Raw genomic sequence first — 16,525 nt, 5'->3', positions numbered from 1 at the left:
GGGCATCAGCTTTCGATGAAAATCAGCGCGGGGGTTTCGAGCAGGGCCTTGATCCGCTGGACGAAGGTCGCGGCATCCCATCCGTCCACGACGCGGTGATCGAAACTCGACGACAGGTTCATCATCTTGCGCGGAATGAACTGGCTGCCGTCCCAGACCGGCCGCATCATGATCTTGTTGACGCCGACGATCGCCACTTCCGGATGGTTGATGATCGGTGTCGTCGCGATGCCGCCCATCGCGCCGAGCGAAGTGATCGTGATGGTCGAGCCGGACAGTTCTTCGCGCAACGCCGAGCCGGTGCGGGCGGCTTCCGCAAGGCGCACGAGTTCGCCCGCGCAATCCCAGATGCCGCGTGCTTCGGCATGGCGCACCACCGGCACGGTGAGGCCCGCGGGGGTCTGGGTGGCGATGCCGATATGAACGGCGCCGTGGCGGCTGATGATACCGGCGTCGTCATCGAAGGTGGCGTTGACGCCCGGCTGCTCGCCAACGGTCTTCACCAGAGCCCGCATCAGGAAAGGCAGGATCGTCAGTTTGGTCTGGTCCGGCTTGCGGCTGGCATTCATCGTCGCCCGCAGGTCCTCCAGATCGGTGACGTCGATCTCCTCGACATAGGTGATGTGGGGAATGCGCGACGTCGCCAGCACCATCTTCTCGGAGATGCGACGGCGCAGGCCGGTAACCTTGATCTCCTCGACAGTGGTTTTCCTGGCAAGGCCCACCGGCAGGATGGATGGCTGTGCACCACGGGCCAGAAACTGGTCGAGGTCGTCATGGGTGATCCGCCCTGCCGGGCCGGTGCCCGTCACCTGGCGCAGATCGACGCCGCCATCCTGGGCGCGAAGCCGGACGGCAGGCGAAGCGAGTGGCTTGGCGAGCGTATCGGGTGCCGCACGGCTTCCCTTCTCTCCTGCGGGGAGAAGGTGGCCAGCAGGGTCGGATGAAGGGGATAACTGGCCAAGGGAGGGCGGAGCGTCCCCCTCATCCGCCCTTCGGGCACCTTCTCTCCGCTGAGGAGAAGAAGAAGCGATCGTCACGGTTTCCGCCATCGGAACCGCATCCGCCTCGCCGCCCTCACCCGCGATCTGGATCCGCAGCAGCGGCGCCTTGACCGCAACGGTGTCGCCGATCTCAGCGCCGAGCCAGAGAACGGTGCCGTTCACCGGCGAGGGAATCTCGACCGTCGCCTTGTCGGTCATGACCGCAGCAAGCACCATGTCTTCACGGACGGGATCGCCGACCTTGCAGTGCCATTCGACGAGTTCGGCTTCCGCCACGCCTTCGCCGACATCCGGCATCTTGATAACGAATTCACCCATGATCACGCCTCCATGACTTCGGCGAGCGCACGCCCCACACGGCCGGGCCCGGGGAAATAATCCCATTCCTGGGCGTGTGGATAAGGCGTGTCCCAGCCCGTGACGCGAACGATGGGCGCTTCCAGATGATAGAAGCAATGTTCCTGCACGAGTGCTGCGAGCTCGGCGCCGTAACCCGAGGTCAGCGTTGCCTCGTGCACGACGACACAGCGGCCGGTTTTGGTGACGGATTGCACGATTGTGTCGAGATCGAGCGGCAGCAGGCTGCGCAGGTCGATCACTTCGGCATCGATGCCCATTTCTTCGGCGGCGGCCAGCGCCACATGCACCATGGTGCCATAGGCAATGACGGTCACAGCAGATCCCTGCCGGCGGATTTCGGCCTTGCCGATCGGAATGCTGTAGTGCCCTTCCGGCACCTCGCCCAGGTCATGCTTTGACCATGGCGTCACCGGCTTTTCATGATGGCCGTCGAAAGGGCCGTTGTAGAGACGCTTCGGTTCGAGGAACATCACAGGGTCCGGGTCTTCAATGGAGGCAATCAAAAGCCCCTTGGCGTCGTAGGGATTGGACGGAACGACGACCTTCAGGCCGCAGACATGAGTAAACAGCGCCTCCGGGCTCTGGCTGTGTGTCTGCCCGCCGAAGATGCCGCCGCCGGTCGGCATACGCAGCACGATCGGGCAGGTGAAGTCGCCGTTCGAGCGATAGCGGATGCGGGCGGCTTCCTGGGTGATCTGGTCATAGGCCGGGTACATATAATCGGCGAACTGGATCTCGACGCAGGGTTTCAAGCCATACGCGGCCATGCCGATCGCCGTTCCGACGATGCCGCTCTCGCTGATCGGCGCATCGAAGCAGCGGGTCTTGCCGTATTTCGCCTGAAGGCCCTGGGTGCAGCGGAAGACGCCGCCGAAATACCCCACATCCTCGCCGAACACCACCACATCGTCGTCGCGCTCCATCGACACGTCCATGGCGCTGCGCACGGCCTCGATCATTGTCATTCTGGCCATGTCAGTATCCTGCCTTCTGTCGTTGGCGACGAATATGGGGCGGCATCTCGGCATAGACGCCTTCGAAGATATCGCGCACGGAGGGCTTTCCGCCGGCATGCAGCGTGCCGTGCGCCTCCGCCTGCTTCTGCGCCTGGATCACCTCGTCGAGGATTTCGGCTTCGGCCTGCACGTGTCGCTCCTCTGACCAGACACCTTTGACGATCAGATGTTTCTTCAGGCGCAGGACGGGATCGCCCAGCGGCCAGGCTTCCGATTCCGTCTTCGGGCGATAGGCGCTCGGATCGTCGGAGGTCGAGTGCGCACCGACGCGGTAGGTGACGTATTCGATCAGGGTCGGACCGAGATTGCGCCGGGCGCGCTCGGCCGCCCAGTGCGATACGGCATAAACGGCGAGATAATCGTTGCCATCGACCCTGAGCGCCGGGATGCCGAAGCCCAAACCCCGGGCAGCAAACGTTCCGGAGCCGCCGCGGGCGATGCCCTGGAAAGTCGAGATTGCCCACTGGTTGTTGACGATATTGAGGATGACCGGCGCCTTGTAGGTGGAGGCAAAGACCAGCGCCGAATGGAAATCCGATTCCGCCGTCGAGCCGTCACCGATCCAGGCGGCGGCGATCTTGGTGTCGTTCTTGATCGCCGACGCCATCGCCCAGCCGACCGCCTGGACATATTGCGTGGCGAGATTGCCGGAAATGGTGAAGAAGCCATGCTCCTTGGAGGAGTACATGATCGGCAGCTGACGGCCGCGCAGCGGATCATTCTCGTTGGAGAAAATCTGGTTCATCATCTCGACCATCGGATAATCGTCGGCGATGAGCAGCCCGGCCTGACGATAGGTCGGGAAATTCATATCGCCCTTCTTCAGCGCCTTGCGGAAGGCGCAGCTGACGGCTTCCTCGCCCAGATGCTGCATGTAGAAGGATGTCTTTCCCTGCCGCTGCGCCATCAGCATGCGGGCATCGAAAGCGCGCAGCTTCATCATGTGCTTGAGGCCGGTCAGCAATTCCTCGTCCGACAGCAGCCCGGCCCATGGGCCAACGGCCTCGCCATCGCGGTTCAGTACGCGGATGATCGAATAGGCGAGATCGCGGATGTCTTCCGGCGCGGCGTCAACCGACGGGCGCGGCACGGAGCCTGCCTTGGCGATGTTGACGTTGGAAAAATCCGGCTGACCACCGGGCCGGACGGCCGGTTCCGGAACATGCAGGCTCAATTGCGGGAACTCGGTCATGCCGTGCTCTTCCTCCTTTTGGACCCACGCTTTCCTTGCTCACTCCCGGAAAGCGGGGTCTCTTGTTTTATAGACTACGCGCAATGACGATACGCTGCACGTCGCTTGTTCCCTCATAAATCTGGCAGATGCGCACGTCGCGGTAGATGCGCTCGACCGGGTAGTCCGACATATAACCATAGCCGCCATGGATCTGGATCGCATCCGAACAGACCTTTTCCGCCATCTCCGAGGCGAACAGCTTGGCCATCGAGGCTTCCGTCAGGCAGGGCTCGCCGGCCCCCTTCAGTTCGGCGGCATGCAGCACCATCTGCCGCGCCGCCGTAATCTGCGTTGCCATGTCGGCGAGGCGAAACGCGATGGCTTGATGTTCGATGATCGGCTTGCCGAAGGCGATACGCTCACGGGCATAGTCGCGCGCTGCCTCGAACGCTGAGCGCGCCATGCCGACCGATTGCGAGGCGATACCGATGCGGCCGCCTTCGAGGTTCGCCAGGGCGATCCTATAGCCCTCGCCCTCCGCCCCCAGCCGCAGGTCGGCCGGAATGCGCATGTCGGTAAAGGCGATCTGGCAAGTATCGGAGGAATGCAGGCCGAGCTTGTGCTCCACGCGCACGACCTCGTAACCCGGTGTATCCGTCGGAACGATAAAGGCCGTGATGCCCTTCTTGCCGGCATCGGGATCGGTGACCGCGAAGACGATGATGACGTTGCCGTTCTTGCCTGACGTGATGAACTGCTTGGCACCATCAAGCACATAATGATCGCCGTCGCGGCGGGCGCGGGTGCGGAGATTCGATGCGTCCGAACCGGCCTGCGGTTCTGTCAGCGCAAAGCCGCCAATCCACTCGCCCGAGGCAAGCTTCGGCAGGAAGCGCTGCTTCTGTTCCTCAGTGCCAAATTTCAGGATTGGCACGCAGCCGACCGAACTGTGCACGCTCATGATCGTGGAACACGGCCCATCACCGGCCGCGATTTCTTCAAGCGCCACGGCATAGGCGACCATGCCCGTTTCAGAGCCGCCATAGGCCTCCGGCACCAGCATGCCGAGGAAGCCGAGTTCACCCATTTCCTTCAGTTCGGCCTTCGGAAAGGCATGCGAAACGTCCCGTTCAGCCGCCCCCGGCATGAGACGCTCACGGGCGAAATCGCGGGCCATGTCGCGGATCTGGATTTGCTGTTCAGTCAGGATCATCTATCGGCCTCCTCCCAAAACCCGATCAGTGTCGCTCGATCGCAATCGCCGTCGCCTCACCGCCGCCGATGCAGAGCGCGGCCATGCCGCGCTTCAGATCGTAACGCTCAAGGGCTGCCAGCAATGTGACGATGACACGGGCGCCGGATGCGCCGATGGGATGACCAAGCGCGCAGGCGCCGCCATGCACGTTGACCTTGTCATGCGGCAGGTCGAGATCGCGCATCGCTGCCATGGCGACGACGGCGAAGGCCTCGTTGATCTCGAACAGGTCGACATCCTTCAGGTTCCAGCCGGTGCGTTCGCTGAGCTTCTTCAGGGCGCCGATCGGAGCCGTCGCAAACAGATTGGGCGCCTGCGCGTGTGTGGAATGGCCAGTGATGGTGGCAAGCGGCGTCAGGCCCTTCCGGTCGGCCTCGGAGCGGCGCATCAGCACCAGTGCCGCCGCGCCATCGGAAATCGAGCTGGAATTGGCGGCCGTCACCGTGCCGTTTTCGCAGAAGGCGGGTTTCAGGGTCGGGATCTTTTCGAGCCTCGCCTTGCCTGGCTGTTCGTCGCGGCTGACGACCTGTTCGGTCTTTCCCGCCTTTACGGTCACAGGTGTGATCTCGGCGTCGAACATCCCATCGCCCATCGCCTTCTTGGCGCGGGTGAGCGACGTCACGGCGAAATCGTCCTGCGCAGGCCGCGTGAACTGGTAGGCCTCGGCGCAATCTTCCGCGAATGTTCCCATCAGCCGTCCCTTGTCATAGGCATCCTCCAGCCCGTCGAGGAACATGTGATCGATGACACGGCCATGGCCGAGCCGGTAACCACCGCGAGCCTTATCCAGCAGATAGGGCGCATTGCTCATGCTTTCCATGCCACCGGCAACGGCGATGTTGGCGCTGCCGGCCAGAATCAGGTCATGCGCCAGCATCACCGCCTTCATGCCCGAACCGCACATCTTGTTGACGGTGCTGGCACCCGTGGCAAAAGGCAGACCAGCGCCGATCGCGGCTTGTCTGGCCGGTGCCTGCCCCTGCCCTGCAGGCAGGACGCAGCCGAACACGACTTCCTCTACTGCTTCCGGCGCCACGTCGCTGCGCTCCAACGCGGCGCGGATGGCCGCTGCCCCGAGTTCGGGCGCGGTGGCGCCCTGCAGGTCGCCCTGAAACCCGCCCATGGGGGTGCGGGCCGAACCGACGATGACGATAGGATCGTGCTGTGTCATTTCAAGCTCCCTAAACCGGTCTCAACGTGGCGCCATGCGCAAGGCACCGTCGAGGCGGATCACCTCGCCGTTGAGCATATTATTCTCACAGATATGGCGCACCAGCGCGGCGAATTCGGCCGGGCGGCCAAGACGTGGCGGAAAGGGCACGCTCTTGCCGAGGGCCTCCTGCGTCTCGGGTGGCATGCCGGCCATCATCGGCGTTTCGAAAATGCCGGGCGCGATGGAAACGACGCGGATGCCGTAACGCGCCAGTTCGCGGGCGATCGGCAGGGTCATGCCGACGACCCCGCCCTTTGAGGCGGCATAGGCGGCCTGACCGATCTGCCCGTCGAATGCGGCGACCGAGGCGGTGTTGACGATGACCCCGCGCTCGCCGTCACTATCGGGCTCTTGCCTCTGGATGATCGAGGCTGCCAGGCGGATCATGTTGAAGGTGCCGATGAGATTGATACCGATGGCGCGGGCAAAATTTTCAAGCCGGTGCGGGCCATCGCGGCCGAGAACCTTTTCGCCCGGCGCAACGCCGGCGCAGTTCACCAGCCCATGCAGATGGCCGAAGGTCTCGAGCGCTGCATTGACCGCAGCCAACCCGTCCGTTTCACTGGTGACATCGGTGCGTACGAAACGGGCGCTCGCTCCGAGTTCGCGGGCAACCTGTCCGCCGGCTTCGCTGTTGATGTCCGCGATAATAACGCGGGCACCGGCTTCGACCAGCAAGCGGGCACTCGCAGCACCGAGGCCGGAGCCGCCGCCCGTCACCACAAAAACCTTGCCGGCGATCAGCATGACAGAGCGACCCCGATTGGACGACGTGTGCGTGCTGATTTTCGATCCATCATGCAGCCCTCCCGTGCCACGTTTCATCGAAGATAACGGCTTTTCAGCCGAACCATCTTGCCGAAGTCTACGCTGACGCGGTATTGCAAGCGATGACAGAAGTGTCCTTCCTCTTTCGGCCACTTTTGCCATATTGGAGGACGATCGATGATGGATGCGGACCGGCGGATGATTTCGCCTTCTTTCGTCGAGGAGGCGCTCGACTGCCTGCGGCGGCAGGGTAAGCCTGCTGCACCATTGCTCACGTCTCTCGGTCTACCCCCGATCATCGACAAACCGATTTCGGCCGAAACCTACGGTGCGCTCTGGCTGGCGGTTGCCGCCGAAGTCGATGACGAATTCTTCGGCATGGGCGGACGAGCGATGCGGCGCGGCAGCTTCACGCTGCTGTGTCATTGCGTGCTGCACGCCGGAACCCTCGAGCAAGCCCTTCGCCGCGCCCTCCGCTTCCTCAATGTCATGCTGGAAGACCCGAGCGGCGAACTCGTGATACGCGAGGGACTTGCCGAGATCGTTTTGACGGACAAGGGTGAGGCGCGCTCTGCCTTCGCCTACCGGACCTACTGGATTCTGCTGCACGGCATCACCTGTTGGCTGGTTGGGCGGCGCATTCCGATCCGCAGGGTGGATTTCCGCTGTGGCGAGCCGCCGCAGGGCGCCGATTACCGCCTGTTCTTCGGCGCGCCGGTCCAATTCTCGCAAGCGGTCAGCCGTCTCGCCTTCGATCGCACCGTGCTCAAGCTGCCGATCGTGCGAACGGAGCAGGCTCTGAAGCAGTTTCTGCGCGGCGCACCCGCCAATATCTTGGTGCGCTACCGGTATGATGCCGGTCTCGCCGCCAGCGTGCGCAAGCGCTTGCGCCAAGCGGCACCCACCGCCTGGTCCAGCTTCAGCGATCTTGCGGGGCAGATGCGCATGTCGCCATCGACGCTGCGTCACCGCCTGCACGGCGAAGGCCAGAGCTATGCCGGTATCAAGGATGAAATCCGCCGCGATCTTGCCATCGACCTGCTGCTGCATGGCAAGAGCGGTGTCGGAGAGATCGCCGCGCAGCTTGGTTACTCAGAGCCGAGCGCCTTTCATCGCGCTTTCCGCAAGTGGACCTCGAAGAGCCCAAGCGCCTTCCGGCGGGAGACGGCCAGAGTTCAACGCGAATAGGATGTTCGGTCCAGCGGGGGAGCACCGCAACGTCCGATTGCTGCGGCGCAAATATCCTTGTCAGCGTGCGAGTTCTTTCTCGATCGCGGAAACGAGGCGCGCGTCTTCGGCGGTGACGTCGGGGGCAAAACGGGCGGCGACAGTTCCATCGCGGCCGATCAGGAACTTTTCGAAGTTCCACAGCACATCGGCAGCATTGTCCGGCACGACGCCATAGCCCTTCAGCCGATCGCGCATCGGCCCCTCGCCGATCGCCTCGGGGACTGTGGCGGTCAGGCTGCGGTAGAGCGGGTGGATGGCCTCTCCCTTCACCGAGATCTTGGCGAAGATCGGGAATTTCACGTCATAGGTGCTGGTGCAGAACTCGACGATCTCGGCTTCCGTGCCGGGCTCCTGCCCCATGAAATCGTTGGCCGGAAAGGCAAGGACGACAAGGCCTTCGTCGCGCTTGGCCTCGAAGAGCTTTTCAAGTCCCTCGTATTGCACCGTCAGGCCGCATTTCGAAGCGACATTGACGACCAGCATCACGCGTCCACGAAACTCGGCAAGCGTTGTCTGGCGACCGTCTGCGGTCTTGACCGGAATATCCAATGGGGATGTCGTCACGTTTTCCACTCCGCTCCTGCTTGATGACGTCACGGAAGAGCCGGACGGAGCAACGTATCCGGTCAAATCCAACTGATGAATATAGAGCCGACGGCATCAAGTCCACGCTGCCTATCGCAATTGCGGGACGTGGCCAGCGCCCTGAAAGTCCGCTTCCCGATCCGGATCGTCAAAATCAGAACGTTTCAGTTCAGAAAAACCCGCACGCTCGCAGCCCGGCCAGCAGCATCGATGACCGTCAGGGTGGAATAGCCGGCGCCGTCTGGGACCCATTGATTGACACGCCGCCGGGATGTTTCCGCCAGCGGTTTTCCATTGGCGAGCCAGCGGAAAGGAGCGCGCCCCCCTTGTAGCTTCAGGACAAGCGGCATGGGCGTGCCGACGGTATCGACGCCCAGCTCCACACGGGCGCCTTCGGGAGGATAGACGATTTGCGGGGCTGCCTCGCGGACCGTCGCGGAAACCAGCCCGGTGGAGGTCAGCGAAAAGCGGCGTTGGCTGATCGGCAATTGCGACTGGGCAATGCGCACAGCACCGGCTGGCGCCCGCGGCAATGGCGTCATGGCGATGCCGGATTTGGCAAAGCCCTCGAACAGGATCGGCGCGGCCGTTCCATAGCCGGTCAGGCCCGGCACCGCACCGTTGTCCGGGCGGCCGACCCAGACGCCGAGCACATAGCGGCCATCGAACCCGACAGACCAGGCATCGCGGTAACCGTAGCTCGTTCCGGTCTTGTAGGCGATGCCGCGCTGAACGGCGCCCGCCGGTGGCAGGACGCCGGAGAGGATGTCTGCGATCTGCCATGTGGCGACCGGATCAAGAAGCGGCTCGCCTTCGATCGCACCCGGTTGCCCCTGGATGCCATCGCCCAGCTTGACCGGCTTGCCGCGATTGGCAAGCGCTGCATAAAGCTGCACGAGGTCTTTCAGGTTGATCCCCAGCCCGCCGAGACCGATCGCCAGGCCGGGCGCCTCGTTCTGCGGCAGGATCGGCCTGACCTCGGCGCGGCGAAAGCGCATCATCAGGCGGCTTGGGCCAACGGAATCAAGCAGCCGGACGGCGGGAACGTTGAGTGACAGTTGCAGCGCCTGCCGGATGCTGACATCGCCCTGATAGGTCATGTCGAAATTGCGCGGACGATAGCCGAAGAAATCCGCCGGCCGGTCCTCGATGATGGTTTCCTGCGACACCAGCCCTTCCTCGAAGGCAAGGCCATAGATGAAGGGCTTCAGTGTCGATCCCGGCGAGCGTGAGATACGGGTCATGTCGATCCAGCCGGAGCGGCTGGCATCGAAATAATCAGCGGAGCCGAGCTCGCCGACAATCTCGCCGGTGCGTGCATCGGCCATCACCATGGCGATCGACACTTTGGCCCCAAGCCGTGCGGCGGCGGCCTTCGCGACCGTTTCGAGACCCGCCTGAATGGAGCGTCGCAGCGTCGTCTGATAGCGGGCAACCGTCGGCTCCTTTCTCAGCGCTGCTTCTGCGACATGGGCCGCGAAGGCCGGCAATTGCAAGCGGCGATTGGGAACAGCAAAGGAAGCGGCCCGTTCCGCCTCCCCTTCCCCGATCACGGCGGCAACGGCCATGCGCTCAAGCACACGCTGGCGCGCAATCTCCGCCGTTTTCAGGTGACGATCAGGCCGCCGTTTCTCCGGCAGTTGCGGCAGCGCCACGAGCAGGGCCGCCTCCGCAACGCTCAGGCGCCGGGGCTCCTTGCCGAAATAGGCAAGGCTGGCCGCACGGATGCCTTCAAGGTTGCCGCCATAGGGCGCGTGGGTCAGATAGAGATCAAGGATTTCAGCCTTGCTCAGGCGGCGCTCGATCTGAATGGCGCGCGCGAGCTGGCGGAATTTGGCCATAAAGGAGCGGCCTTCGCGCGGCTCGATCAAGCGTGCCACCTGCATCGACAGCGTGGAAGCACCGGAGACGATCCGCCCGTGGGTGGCAAACTGCCAGGCCGCACGCATCAGGGCCCAGGGATCGACACCCTTGTGCTCCCAGAAACGCTGGTCCTCATAGGCAATCAGCATGCGGACGAATTGCGGGTCGACATCCCCAGCCGTGGTCTTCAGCCGCCAGCGGCCTTCCGGCGTCGCGAAGGCGCGCAGCAACTGTCCGTCGGCATCCAGAACCTCAGTCGATACGGTGCGCGCCGCATCCAGCGGCGGCGGGTACGCCCGGTCGGCCGCCTCAAGTCCAAAGATCGCTGCCACGCACAAAAGCGCGGAACCCAGCAATGCGGCGCAGAGTTTCCACCAGAGAGACATTATTCGACCGCCTGAACCTCCATGCGTCCTGTCGCGCTGCGCGCGGAGAATTGCGGCCGGTACATGTCCTCGACGTTTGCCGCCGGATGATCATAGGTGCCCGGGGTGACGGCACGCACGACATAGGCAACCGTGATGGTGCGATTATCGCCGGCCGACCGATCGAAGGCGGCGACGAAACGGTCGCTGCGGAACTCCGTATGCGCCGCCTCGACTTCGCCGATCCATTCGAAATTCGACAGCTTGGCGCTATCGACCAGGCTCGGATTGTCGATCTCGAAACCAGCCGGCAGAAGGTCGGTGATCAGCACGCGCGACGGCCAGCTGTTGCTCTCCGTCGCGTTGATGACGACCACGTAGCGCTCGTTCTGCTTGGCCTCTGTGACATTGGCCTGCTCACCGTCGAGCGTGTAGTAAGTGCGCTCGATCGTGAAGCCGTTGCCGCCGGCCGGCAGCGGGAAGGCAGGCGCGGCGACGGTGGTCACCACGGCGGCCACCGGCTCGGCCGACCGGTTGGCGATCGTCACCGGCTGATCGAGAATTTCATCACCGGTGAGACGTGCCGCATAACCGCCGCTGCGCGCCGTGCCGTTGATGTCGAGCTTCAAATCCTGATCTCCGCTTTGGATGGCGCGGGCAGCAAGCAGCGTCCACATCTGTTCCTGCGTGCTTGTGTAGGATTGTTTCTCCCATTCGCGGGCAACGATCTTGGCAAGCTGCGGAATGATCGTCGGGACCGGACGGCTTTCGGCCGCCAGCGTCAGCACGGCAGCGTCGTCGCGCAGGGCCGATCCGTAGTCGGAGCGGTCAAGGCTCGTGCCGGTCGCTGCTGTCGACATCTGCAGCGCATCCTCGAAAATGCTCTGGGAACGCTGCGCATCGCCGTAAAGGGCGAGAGCCGCGGCCAGATGTCCCTTCGACAGGGGCGTCGGGAACTCCGGCAGCTTGGTGTCGGCGTAGTAGCGCAGATCGCTGATCGCCGCCTTGCGATTACGGGCAAGCACATAAAGCGCATAGGCGATTTCGTTGCCCTGGCTCTTCATGTCGATGTCGTAGCTCAGCGCATTCTGCAGGTTGTCGAGCGCCTGCACCATGGCCTGATCGGGCACCTGGTACTTCTGTTCGCGGGCCCGGGTCAGGAAGTCCGTGACATAGGCGTCGAGCCACAGATCGCCGGAGCCGGGGCTCCAGAGACCGAAGCTGCCTGTCGACGACTGGTAGGATAGCACGCGGTAGATCGCTTCCTGCACCCGCTTCTGGACGTCGCCATCCTCCGGCAGGCCGGATTGCTTGGAGAGTTCGCTGAGATAGAGCAGCGGCAGTGCCCGGCTGGTCGTCTGCTCGGCGCAGCCATAGGGGTAGCGGTCGAGCGAGGTCAGAAGGGCCGGAATGTCGAAGGCGGCGGAGCGTGTCACGCTGATGCTGACTGCCGATCCCTGCAGCATGCTTTCCGCCAGCAATTCGCCGTCCACCTTCAGGCTGGCATTCGGCTGGATGGTGATCGGGTGACGGGTCGTCACCGGCAGGGCGGCGGGGCGCACCGGAACGGAAACGGATTGCTGCAGCGACAGGCCACCATCGGCGCTCGAAAGCTCGATGGAGATGGCGCCATCGCCCGGATGAACGCCGGACAGCGGCAGGGTGAGGTCGAACTTGCCGCCCGGCTTGACACTGAACGTCTGCTCGGCCTCAGCCGCATCGATCACGACGGCGGAGCTGCTGGTGACCTTGAGATTGAGATCTCCGGCAGGGCCATCGGTATTGGCGATATCCAGCCGCAGTTCGGCCTTGTCTCCCGGCGCTAGGAATTGCGGCAGGCTTGCCGTCACCACGACCGGATCGCGGATGATGACATCGGCACTGGCATGGCCGACGCCGGTTTTCGACCAGGCGACCGCCATGACGCGGGCCGTGCCGTTGAACTGCGGGATATCGAAGCTGACGATCGCCTTGCCGCCGGCATCGAGTTGGACCGGACCGGAGAAGAACGCCACCAGCTTTTCGGTCGGCGGATTGCCCTGAAGCGGCATCTGGCCGCCGTCGCCGCCGGTGCGCAGGCGTCCCGTCGCGCCGAGAGAACCGTCGATCAGGCGGCCGTAGAGGTCGCGGATTTCAAGGCCGAGCTGGCGCTGGCCGAAATACCAGCCGTCCGGATTAGGCACTTCGTAGCGGGTCAGGTTGAGGATGCCGACATCGACGGCAGCGACCGTGACATAGGCTTCTTCGCCAATCCCTGCCCCGGTGACCTCAACCGGAATGTTCAAAGTCTGGCGCGGCAACGTCTTTTCCGGCAGGTCGAGCTTGACCGCCAGTTTGCGTTCGGCCGGATCGACGGCCAGCCACTTGATGCCGATGGCGCGCATCGGCATGCGGCTTTCCTGTGCATCGCCCGGACGATAGAGTGTTGCCGTGACATAGGCACCGCCGCCAAAATCGGCAGTGATCGGAATATCGACCTCGCCGCCTTCGGCAGGAATGGTCGCGGTTTTCGTTCCGATCAGTTTTTCCGAGCCGATCGTCACCAGAACTTCACCGGCAAAACGCGGCGAGACGCGCAGCTTGGCGGTATCGCCGATCGCATAGTTCTGCTTGTCGAGCGCAATTTCCAGACCATCCGGCGTTTCCGTCGAGGTGGTTGTGACATACCAGCCGGAATCGAATTCGACACTGGATGACGGTCCATCGATATCGGCCGTCTCGACCTCAAGCCGGTAGCGGCCCCAGCCGGCCGACAGGGAAATCTCGCCGCCGTCCTTGGTGACGTCAAGCGTGCCGGTGGAGACCTGCTTGGTCGAAATCACCGGCTCGTATTTCCATGCGGTGCCGTCGCGGTACCATTGATAGTCCTGCTCGACGCGCAAAAGCTTCCAGGTCAGGCCGGACTTGGCTTGCTTTTCGCCGTTCTGGTCGATGGCGATGACATGGAATTTGCCGACCGCATTTTCCGCAAGGTCGCCGGAAAACTCCGGCTTGATGCCGATCATCGCGCCTTCCGGCTTGACCGGCAGCACGAGCGACCGTTCGACGGCCCGGCCACCAGCCTCCTGGACGCGCACGGTGATGTTGGCGTTGAGCAGTTGCGTGGTCGACGGTGTTTCCGTCAGATCGACGTCGAACGCCGCCTTGCCGTCCTCATCAAGCGGCTCCAGCCCTTCCAGCGGTGTACGGCTGTCTTCCGTTGCTTCCTCGTCGGCGAGACCGAAGAAATATCCCTTGAAGTCAGCGCTTTCGCGCGTCGGCTTCAGGCCCACTTCGCCTTCGAGCTCCAGCCCGGCGGCTGGTGCTCCATAGAGGAAGCGGCCATCGATGGTAACAGGTGTCGGCTTGCCGATCTCGATCTGTTTGACCGTGCTCGCCATATCGAACTCGACCCGGTCGGGTACGAAGTCATCGACCTGGAATTGCTTCTCGCTGATCGCCGTGCCCTTGGGATCGGTGAAGATCTGCACGGTCCATGTGCCGCGCATGGCATTGGGCTGCAAGGGGAGATCCAGTGCATAACCGCCGGCCAGCCCGCCGTCGCTGACGACGCGGCGGTCTTCGACCCCGTCGGGACGCATGAAGATGAAGGTCAGCGGCAGTTTCTCGATCGCAACCGAGGCGCTGTCGCGGGCAAGGGCCGAGACGTGCACGGTTTCGCCGGCGCGGTAGATGCCGCGCTCGGTCCAGGTCAGCACATCGATGGCGCCCGGCGCAGCACGTCCGGTGACGCCGCGGTCCGAAAGGTCGAACCCGGCGCGGGTAAGGTCGAGGAAAACGAAATCGTCGGCGCTGCTCTTTGCAGTGATGACAGCGGGTGCCATCGCGGCGGTGCCGCGCAGCAGGCCGGCGTCAAACGTCACGCGGCCATCGGCATCGGTGGTCCCGGTCCCCAGCACTTCATTGTTCTTGGCAAGCAGCGTCAGCTCGATGCCGGCGAGTTGCTTGGCACTGGCGAGCGAGCGGGCAAAGACCGACAGCCCGTCCGTGCCGGAATAGGTGGACAGGCCGATATCCGAGATGACGAACCATTGCGTCGCCTGGCTGTCCCACTCGTTGCTTGCCCCCGTCGCCGAAACGGCGGTCAGCACATAGACGCCGGGCTTGCGCTGCGGCAATGCCTCATCGACGGGAAAGCTGGTCACCACTTCCTTGTTGAGGTCGGTGGCAATATCGATCGATCCCTGCCAGACCATTTCGCCGTTTTCATCCTGAATGCGCTGGGCGCTGTAACCATCAAGCTGCGTCAGGAACTGCGAGGTCGTCAGCAGCGAAGCGATATTGCGATCGCCGATGCGGTAGAGCTTCAGGTTGGCGCTGGCGGTATTGACCGAGACGATCGGAATGCCGCGCCGCGCCGTTCCCGGCAGCACGAAGCTGTCGCCGGTAAAGCGGACCATCGCCGCGCGATCCGGGATATAGATATCGAGATTGACGTTGGTTTCCAGCGGCTCATCGACAGAAGAAGGCAGACCCGAACGGAAAGCCAGCTTGTAGCGCTGGCCATGGCTCAGGCCCTCGACGCAGATCTCGCTACCCTTGGCCTCAAGCGCCTTGGGCGTGGCGCCATCGAGCATGACGAACGGGGTATAATCGACGCCGGCCTTGACCAGCGGCTCGGAAAACTGAACGCAAACCCGTGGCGTGGCACTGTCGGAATCGATCTTGTGTTCGGTGACGCGGAAGCCCTGGCGCGTCCTCAGGTCGGTATAATCCGCGCGAACGCTCTTTGCTTCGACCAGTTCGAGGCTGGCCTTGTAAGCGCTCAATGCGGGGCGGAAATTTTCGGCATTTTTAAGCGCCGTCGCCAGAACGGCCAGCGCATCGGCGCGTGACTGCATGGTGCGGGTCAGCTGGTAACCGTTGAGCGCGGCAAGCGCTGCCTGCGTGGCGAAATCGGTATTGCCGTAGACCCGGTTGGCAGCCCGGGCGGCTTCGATCCACAGGGCACCGTCATCCGGTGTGATCGACAAGGCACCCTGGAAAGCTTTCAGCGCCGGTGCGATATTGCCGGCTGCGAGTTCGCGATGGGCGGTGGCGAGAAGGCCATTGATCCCCTGCCCTTCCTGGTCGCTGGTCAATTCCAGATTGTTCCTGGCGGTGCGGGCATCCGCAACGAGCTGTTCCGTCACGAAAGGCAGCGCCGGCGGTGCGCCGATATCCGGCTCGTTCGATGCGCTGGCCTCGACGATCTTGCCGGCGACGGCCCCGCTGAACGTGTTCAGTTTGTTATAGTCGGATTTGAGAAAGCACCATTTCACCTTGGGATTGTAGGTGAAGGCGCGGCAGGCGGAATCGCCGATGCAGACCTTCTCGCAATCGGCGAGCGAGACGTTCTGTTCCGTCCGCAAATCGAAGCCGAAATAGTCGCCGTCCTGTGTCGTGACGACATGCCTGCCTGTTTCCGCAGCATGGACCGCTGGCGAAAAGACAAGGGCACCGAGAATGATCGCTGAAATCCGGATAAACGCGCGCATAGACAAAAGTCCTCCCCAACGCTGCCGTTTTGACCGGTTTTACTCTTTAGGCTTGCCTGGAGTTTGTCAACCGAACACGGGCAGCGGACGCTCTGTGACCACTGCCCTGGTTAACGGCTGAACGTTACGGTTTAATCGCAGCGTCAGAGATAAAAACGCCAGGCTGCCGATTTTCTTCCAAAAGGAGACAATCGGCGGCCTGGCGTTTTGTTCGC

10 protein-coding genes are annotated in these 16,525 nt (G+C 63.1%); 1 reads left to right on the top strand and 9 read right to left on the bottom strand.

Annotated elements, in window-relative coordinates:
- Positions 1–5: 5 nt before the first annotated feature.
- From ADU59_RS14155 to ADU59_RS14130, 6 genes are all read right to left on the bottom strand, one after another.
- Positions 6–1,322 carry a dihydrolipoamide acetyltransferase family protein gene (locus ADU59_RS14155; protein WP_068954762.1) on the bottom strand — a complete coding sequence of 439 codons (1,317 nt, stop codon included), beginning with the start codon at positions 1,320–1,322 and terminating at the stop codon, positions 6–8.
- A gap of 2 nt (positions 1,323–1,324) precedes the next feature.
- On the bottom strand, positions 1,325–2,338 hold the full coding sequence (locus tag ADU59_RS14150) for an alpha-ketoacid dehydrogenase subunit beta (protein ID WP_068954761.1): 1,014 nt from the start codon (positions 2,336–2,338) through the stop codon (positions 1,325–1,327).
- A gap of 1 nt (position 2,339) precedes the next feature.
- On the bottom strand, positions 2,340–3,572 hold the full coding sequence (locus tag ADU59_RS14145; RefSeq protein ID WP_068954760.1) for a 3-methyl-2-oxobutanoate dehydrogenase (2-methylpropanoyl-transferring) subunit alpha: 1,233 nt from the start codon (positions 3,570–3,572) through the stop codon (positions 2,340–2,342).
- Between the two features lie 67 nt (positions 3,573–3,639).
- The gene (locus ADU59_RS14140; protein WP_068954759.1) at positions 3,640–4,767 is read right to left on the bottom strand and encodes an acyl-CoA dehydrogenase family protein; all 1,128 of its coding nucleotides are present in this window, start codon (positions 4,765–4,767) and stop codon (positions 3,640–3,642) included.
- A 25-nt stretch (positions 4,768–4,792) separates the two neighbouring features.
- Positions 4,793–5,980, bottom strand: coding sequence for an acetyl-CoA C-acyltransferase (locus ADU59_RS14135; protein WP_068954758.1), 1,188 nt, complete (start codon positions 5,978–5,980; stop codon positions 4,793–4,795).
- A 21-nt stretch (positions 5,981–6,001) separates the two neighbouring features.
- Positions 6,002–6,769 carry a 3-hydroxyacyl-CoA dehydrogenase gene (locus tag ADU59_RS14130; RefSeq protein WP_068954913.1) on the bottom strand — a complete coding sequence of 256 codons (768 nt, stop codon included), beginning with the start codon at positions 6,767–6,769 and terminating at the stop codon, positions 6,002–6,004.
- Between the two features lie 198 nt (positions 6,770–6,967).
- On the opposite strand from ADU59_RS14130, the gene ADU59_RS14125 reads away from it, so the two are divergent.
- On the top strand, positions 6,968–7,978 hold the full coding sequence (locus tag ADU59_RS14125) for an AraC family transcriptional regulator (protein WP_068954757.1): 1,011 nt from the start codon (positions 6,968–6,970) through the stop codon (positions 7,976–7,978).
- A gap of 60 nt (positions 7,979–8,038) precedes the next feature.
- On the opposite strand, the gene ADU59_RS14120 is transcribed toward ADU59_RS14125, so the two are convergent.
- The 3 genes from ADU59_RS14120 to ADU59_RS14110 form a co-directional block, all read right to left on the bottom strand.
- Positions 8,039–8,584, bottom strand: a complete 546-nt coding sequence (locus tag ADU59_RS14120) for a glutathione peroxidase (protein WP_068954912.1) — start codon at positions 8,582–8,584, stop codon at positions 8,039–8,041.
- A gap of 185 nt (positions 8,585–8,769) precedes the next feature.
- A complete protein-coding gene (gene pbpC, locus ADU59_RS14115; protein ID WP_068954756.1) occupies positions 8,770–10,854 on the bottom strand; it encodes a penicillin-binding protein 1C in 2,085 nt (694 codons plus the stop codon).
- Positions 10,854–16,310, bottom strand: coding sequence for an alpha-2-macroglobulin family protein (locus ADU59_RS14110; RefSeq protein ID WP_068954755.1), 5,457 nt, complete (start codon positions 16,308–16,310; stop codon positions 10,854–10,856). Before ADU59_RS14110 ends, pbpC begins: the two co-directional genes overlap by 1 nt.
- Positions 16,311–16,525: the final 215 nt, after the last annotated feature.

Origin of the sequence: Pararhizobium polonicum (genome assembly GCF_001687365.1) — a bacterium.
GTDB lineage: Bacteria > Pseudomonadota > Alphaproteobacteria > Rhizobiales > Rhizobiaceae > Pararhizobium > Pararhizobium polonicum.
The sequence above is the reverse complement of the archived record's forward strand: the minus strand, read 5'-3'. Positions and strand labels throughout refer to the sequence as shown.

Excerpts from the sequence above, each read along its gene's own strand:
- ADU59_RS14155 (WP_068954762.1), bottom strand. The coding sequence starts at position 1,322 with ATGGGTGAATTCGTTATCAAGATGCCGGATGTCGGCGAAGGCGTGGCG.
- ADU59_RS14150 (WP_068954761.1), bottom strand. The coding sequence starts at position 2,338 with ATGGCCAGAATGACAATGATCGAGGCCGTGCGCAGCGCCATGGACGTG.
- ADU59_RS14145 (WP_068954760.1), bottom strand. The coding sequence starts at position 3,572 with ATGACCGAGTTCCCGCAATTGAGCCTGCATGTTCCGGAACCGGCCGTC.
- ADU59_RS14140 (WP_068954759.1), bottom strand. The coding sequence starts at position 4,767 with ATGATCCTGACTGAACAGCAAATCCAGATCCGCGACATGGCCCGCGAT.
- ADU59_RS14135 (WP_068954758.1), bottom strand. The coding sequence starts at position 5,980 with ATGACACAGCACGATCCTATCGTCATCGTCGGTTCGGCCCGCACCCCC.
- ADU59_RS14130 (WP_068954913.1), bottom strand. The coding sequence starts at position 6,769 with ATGCTGATCGCCGGCAAGGTTTTTGTGGTGACGGGCGGCGGCTCCGGC.
- ADU59_RS14125 (WP_068954757.1), top strand. The coding sequence starts at position 6,968 with ATGATGGATGCGGACCGGCGGATGATTTCGCCTTCTTTCGTCGAGGAG.
- pbpC (WP_068954756.1), bottom strand. The coding sequence starts at position 10,854 with ATGTCTCTCTGGTGGAAACTCTGCGCCGCATTGCTGGGTTCCGCGCTT.
- ADU59_RS14110 (WP_068954755.1), bottom strand. The coding sequence starts at position 16,310 with ATGCGCGCGTTTATCCGGATTTCAGCGATCATTCTCGGTGCCCTTGTC.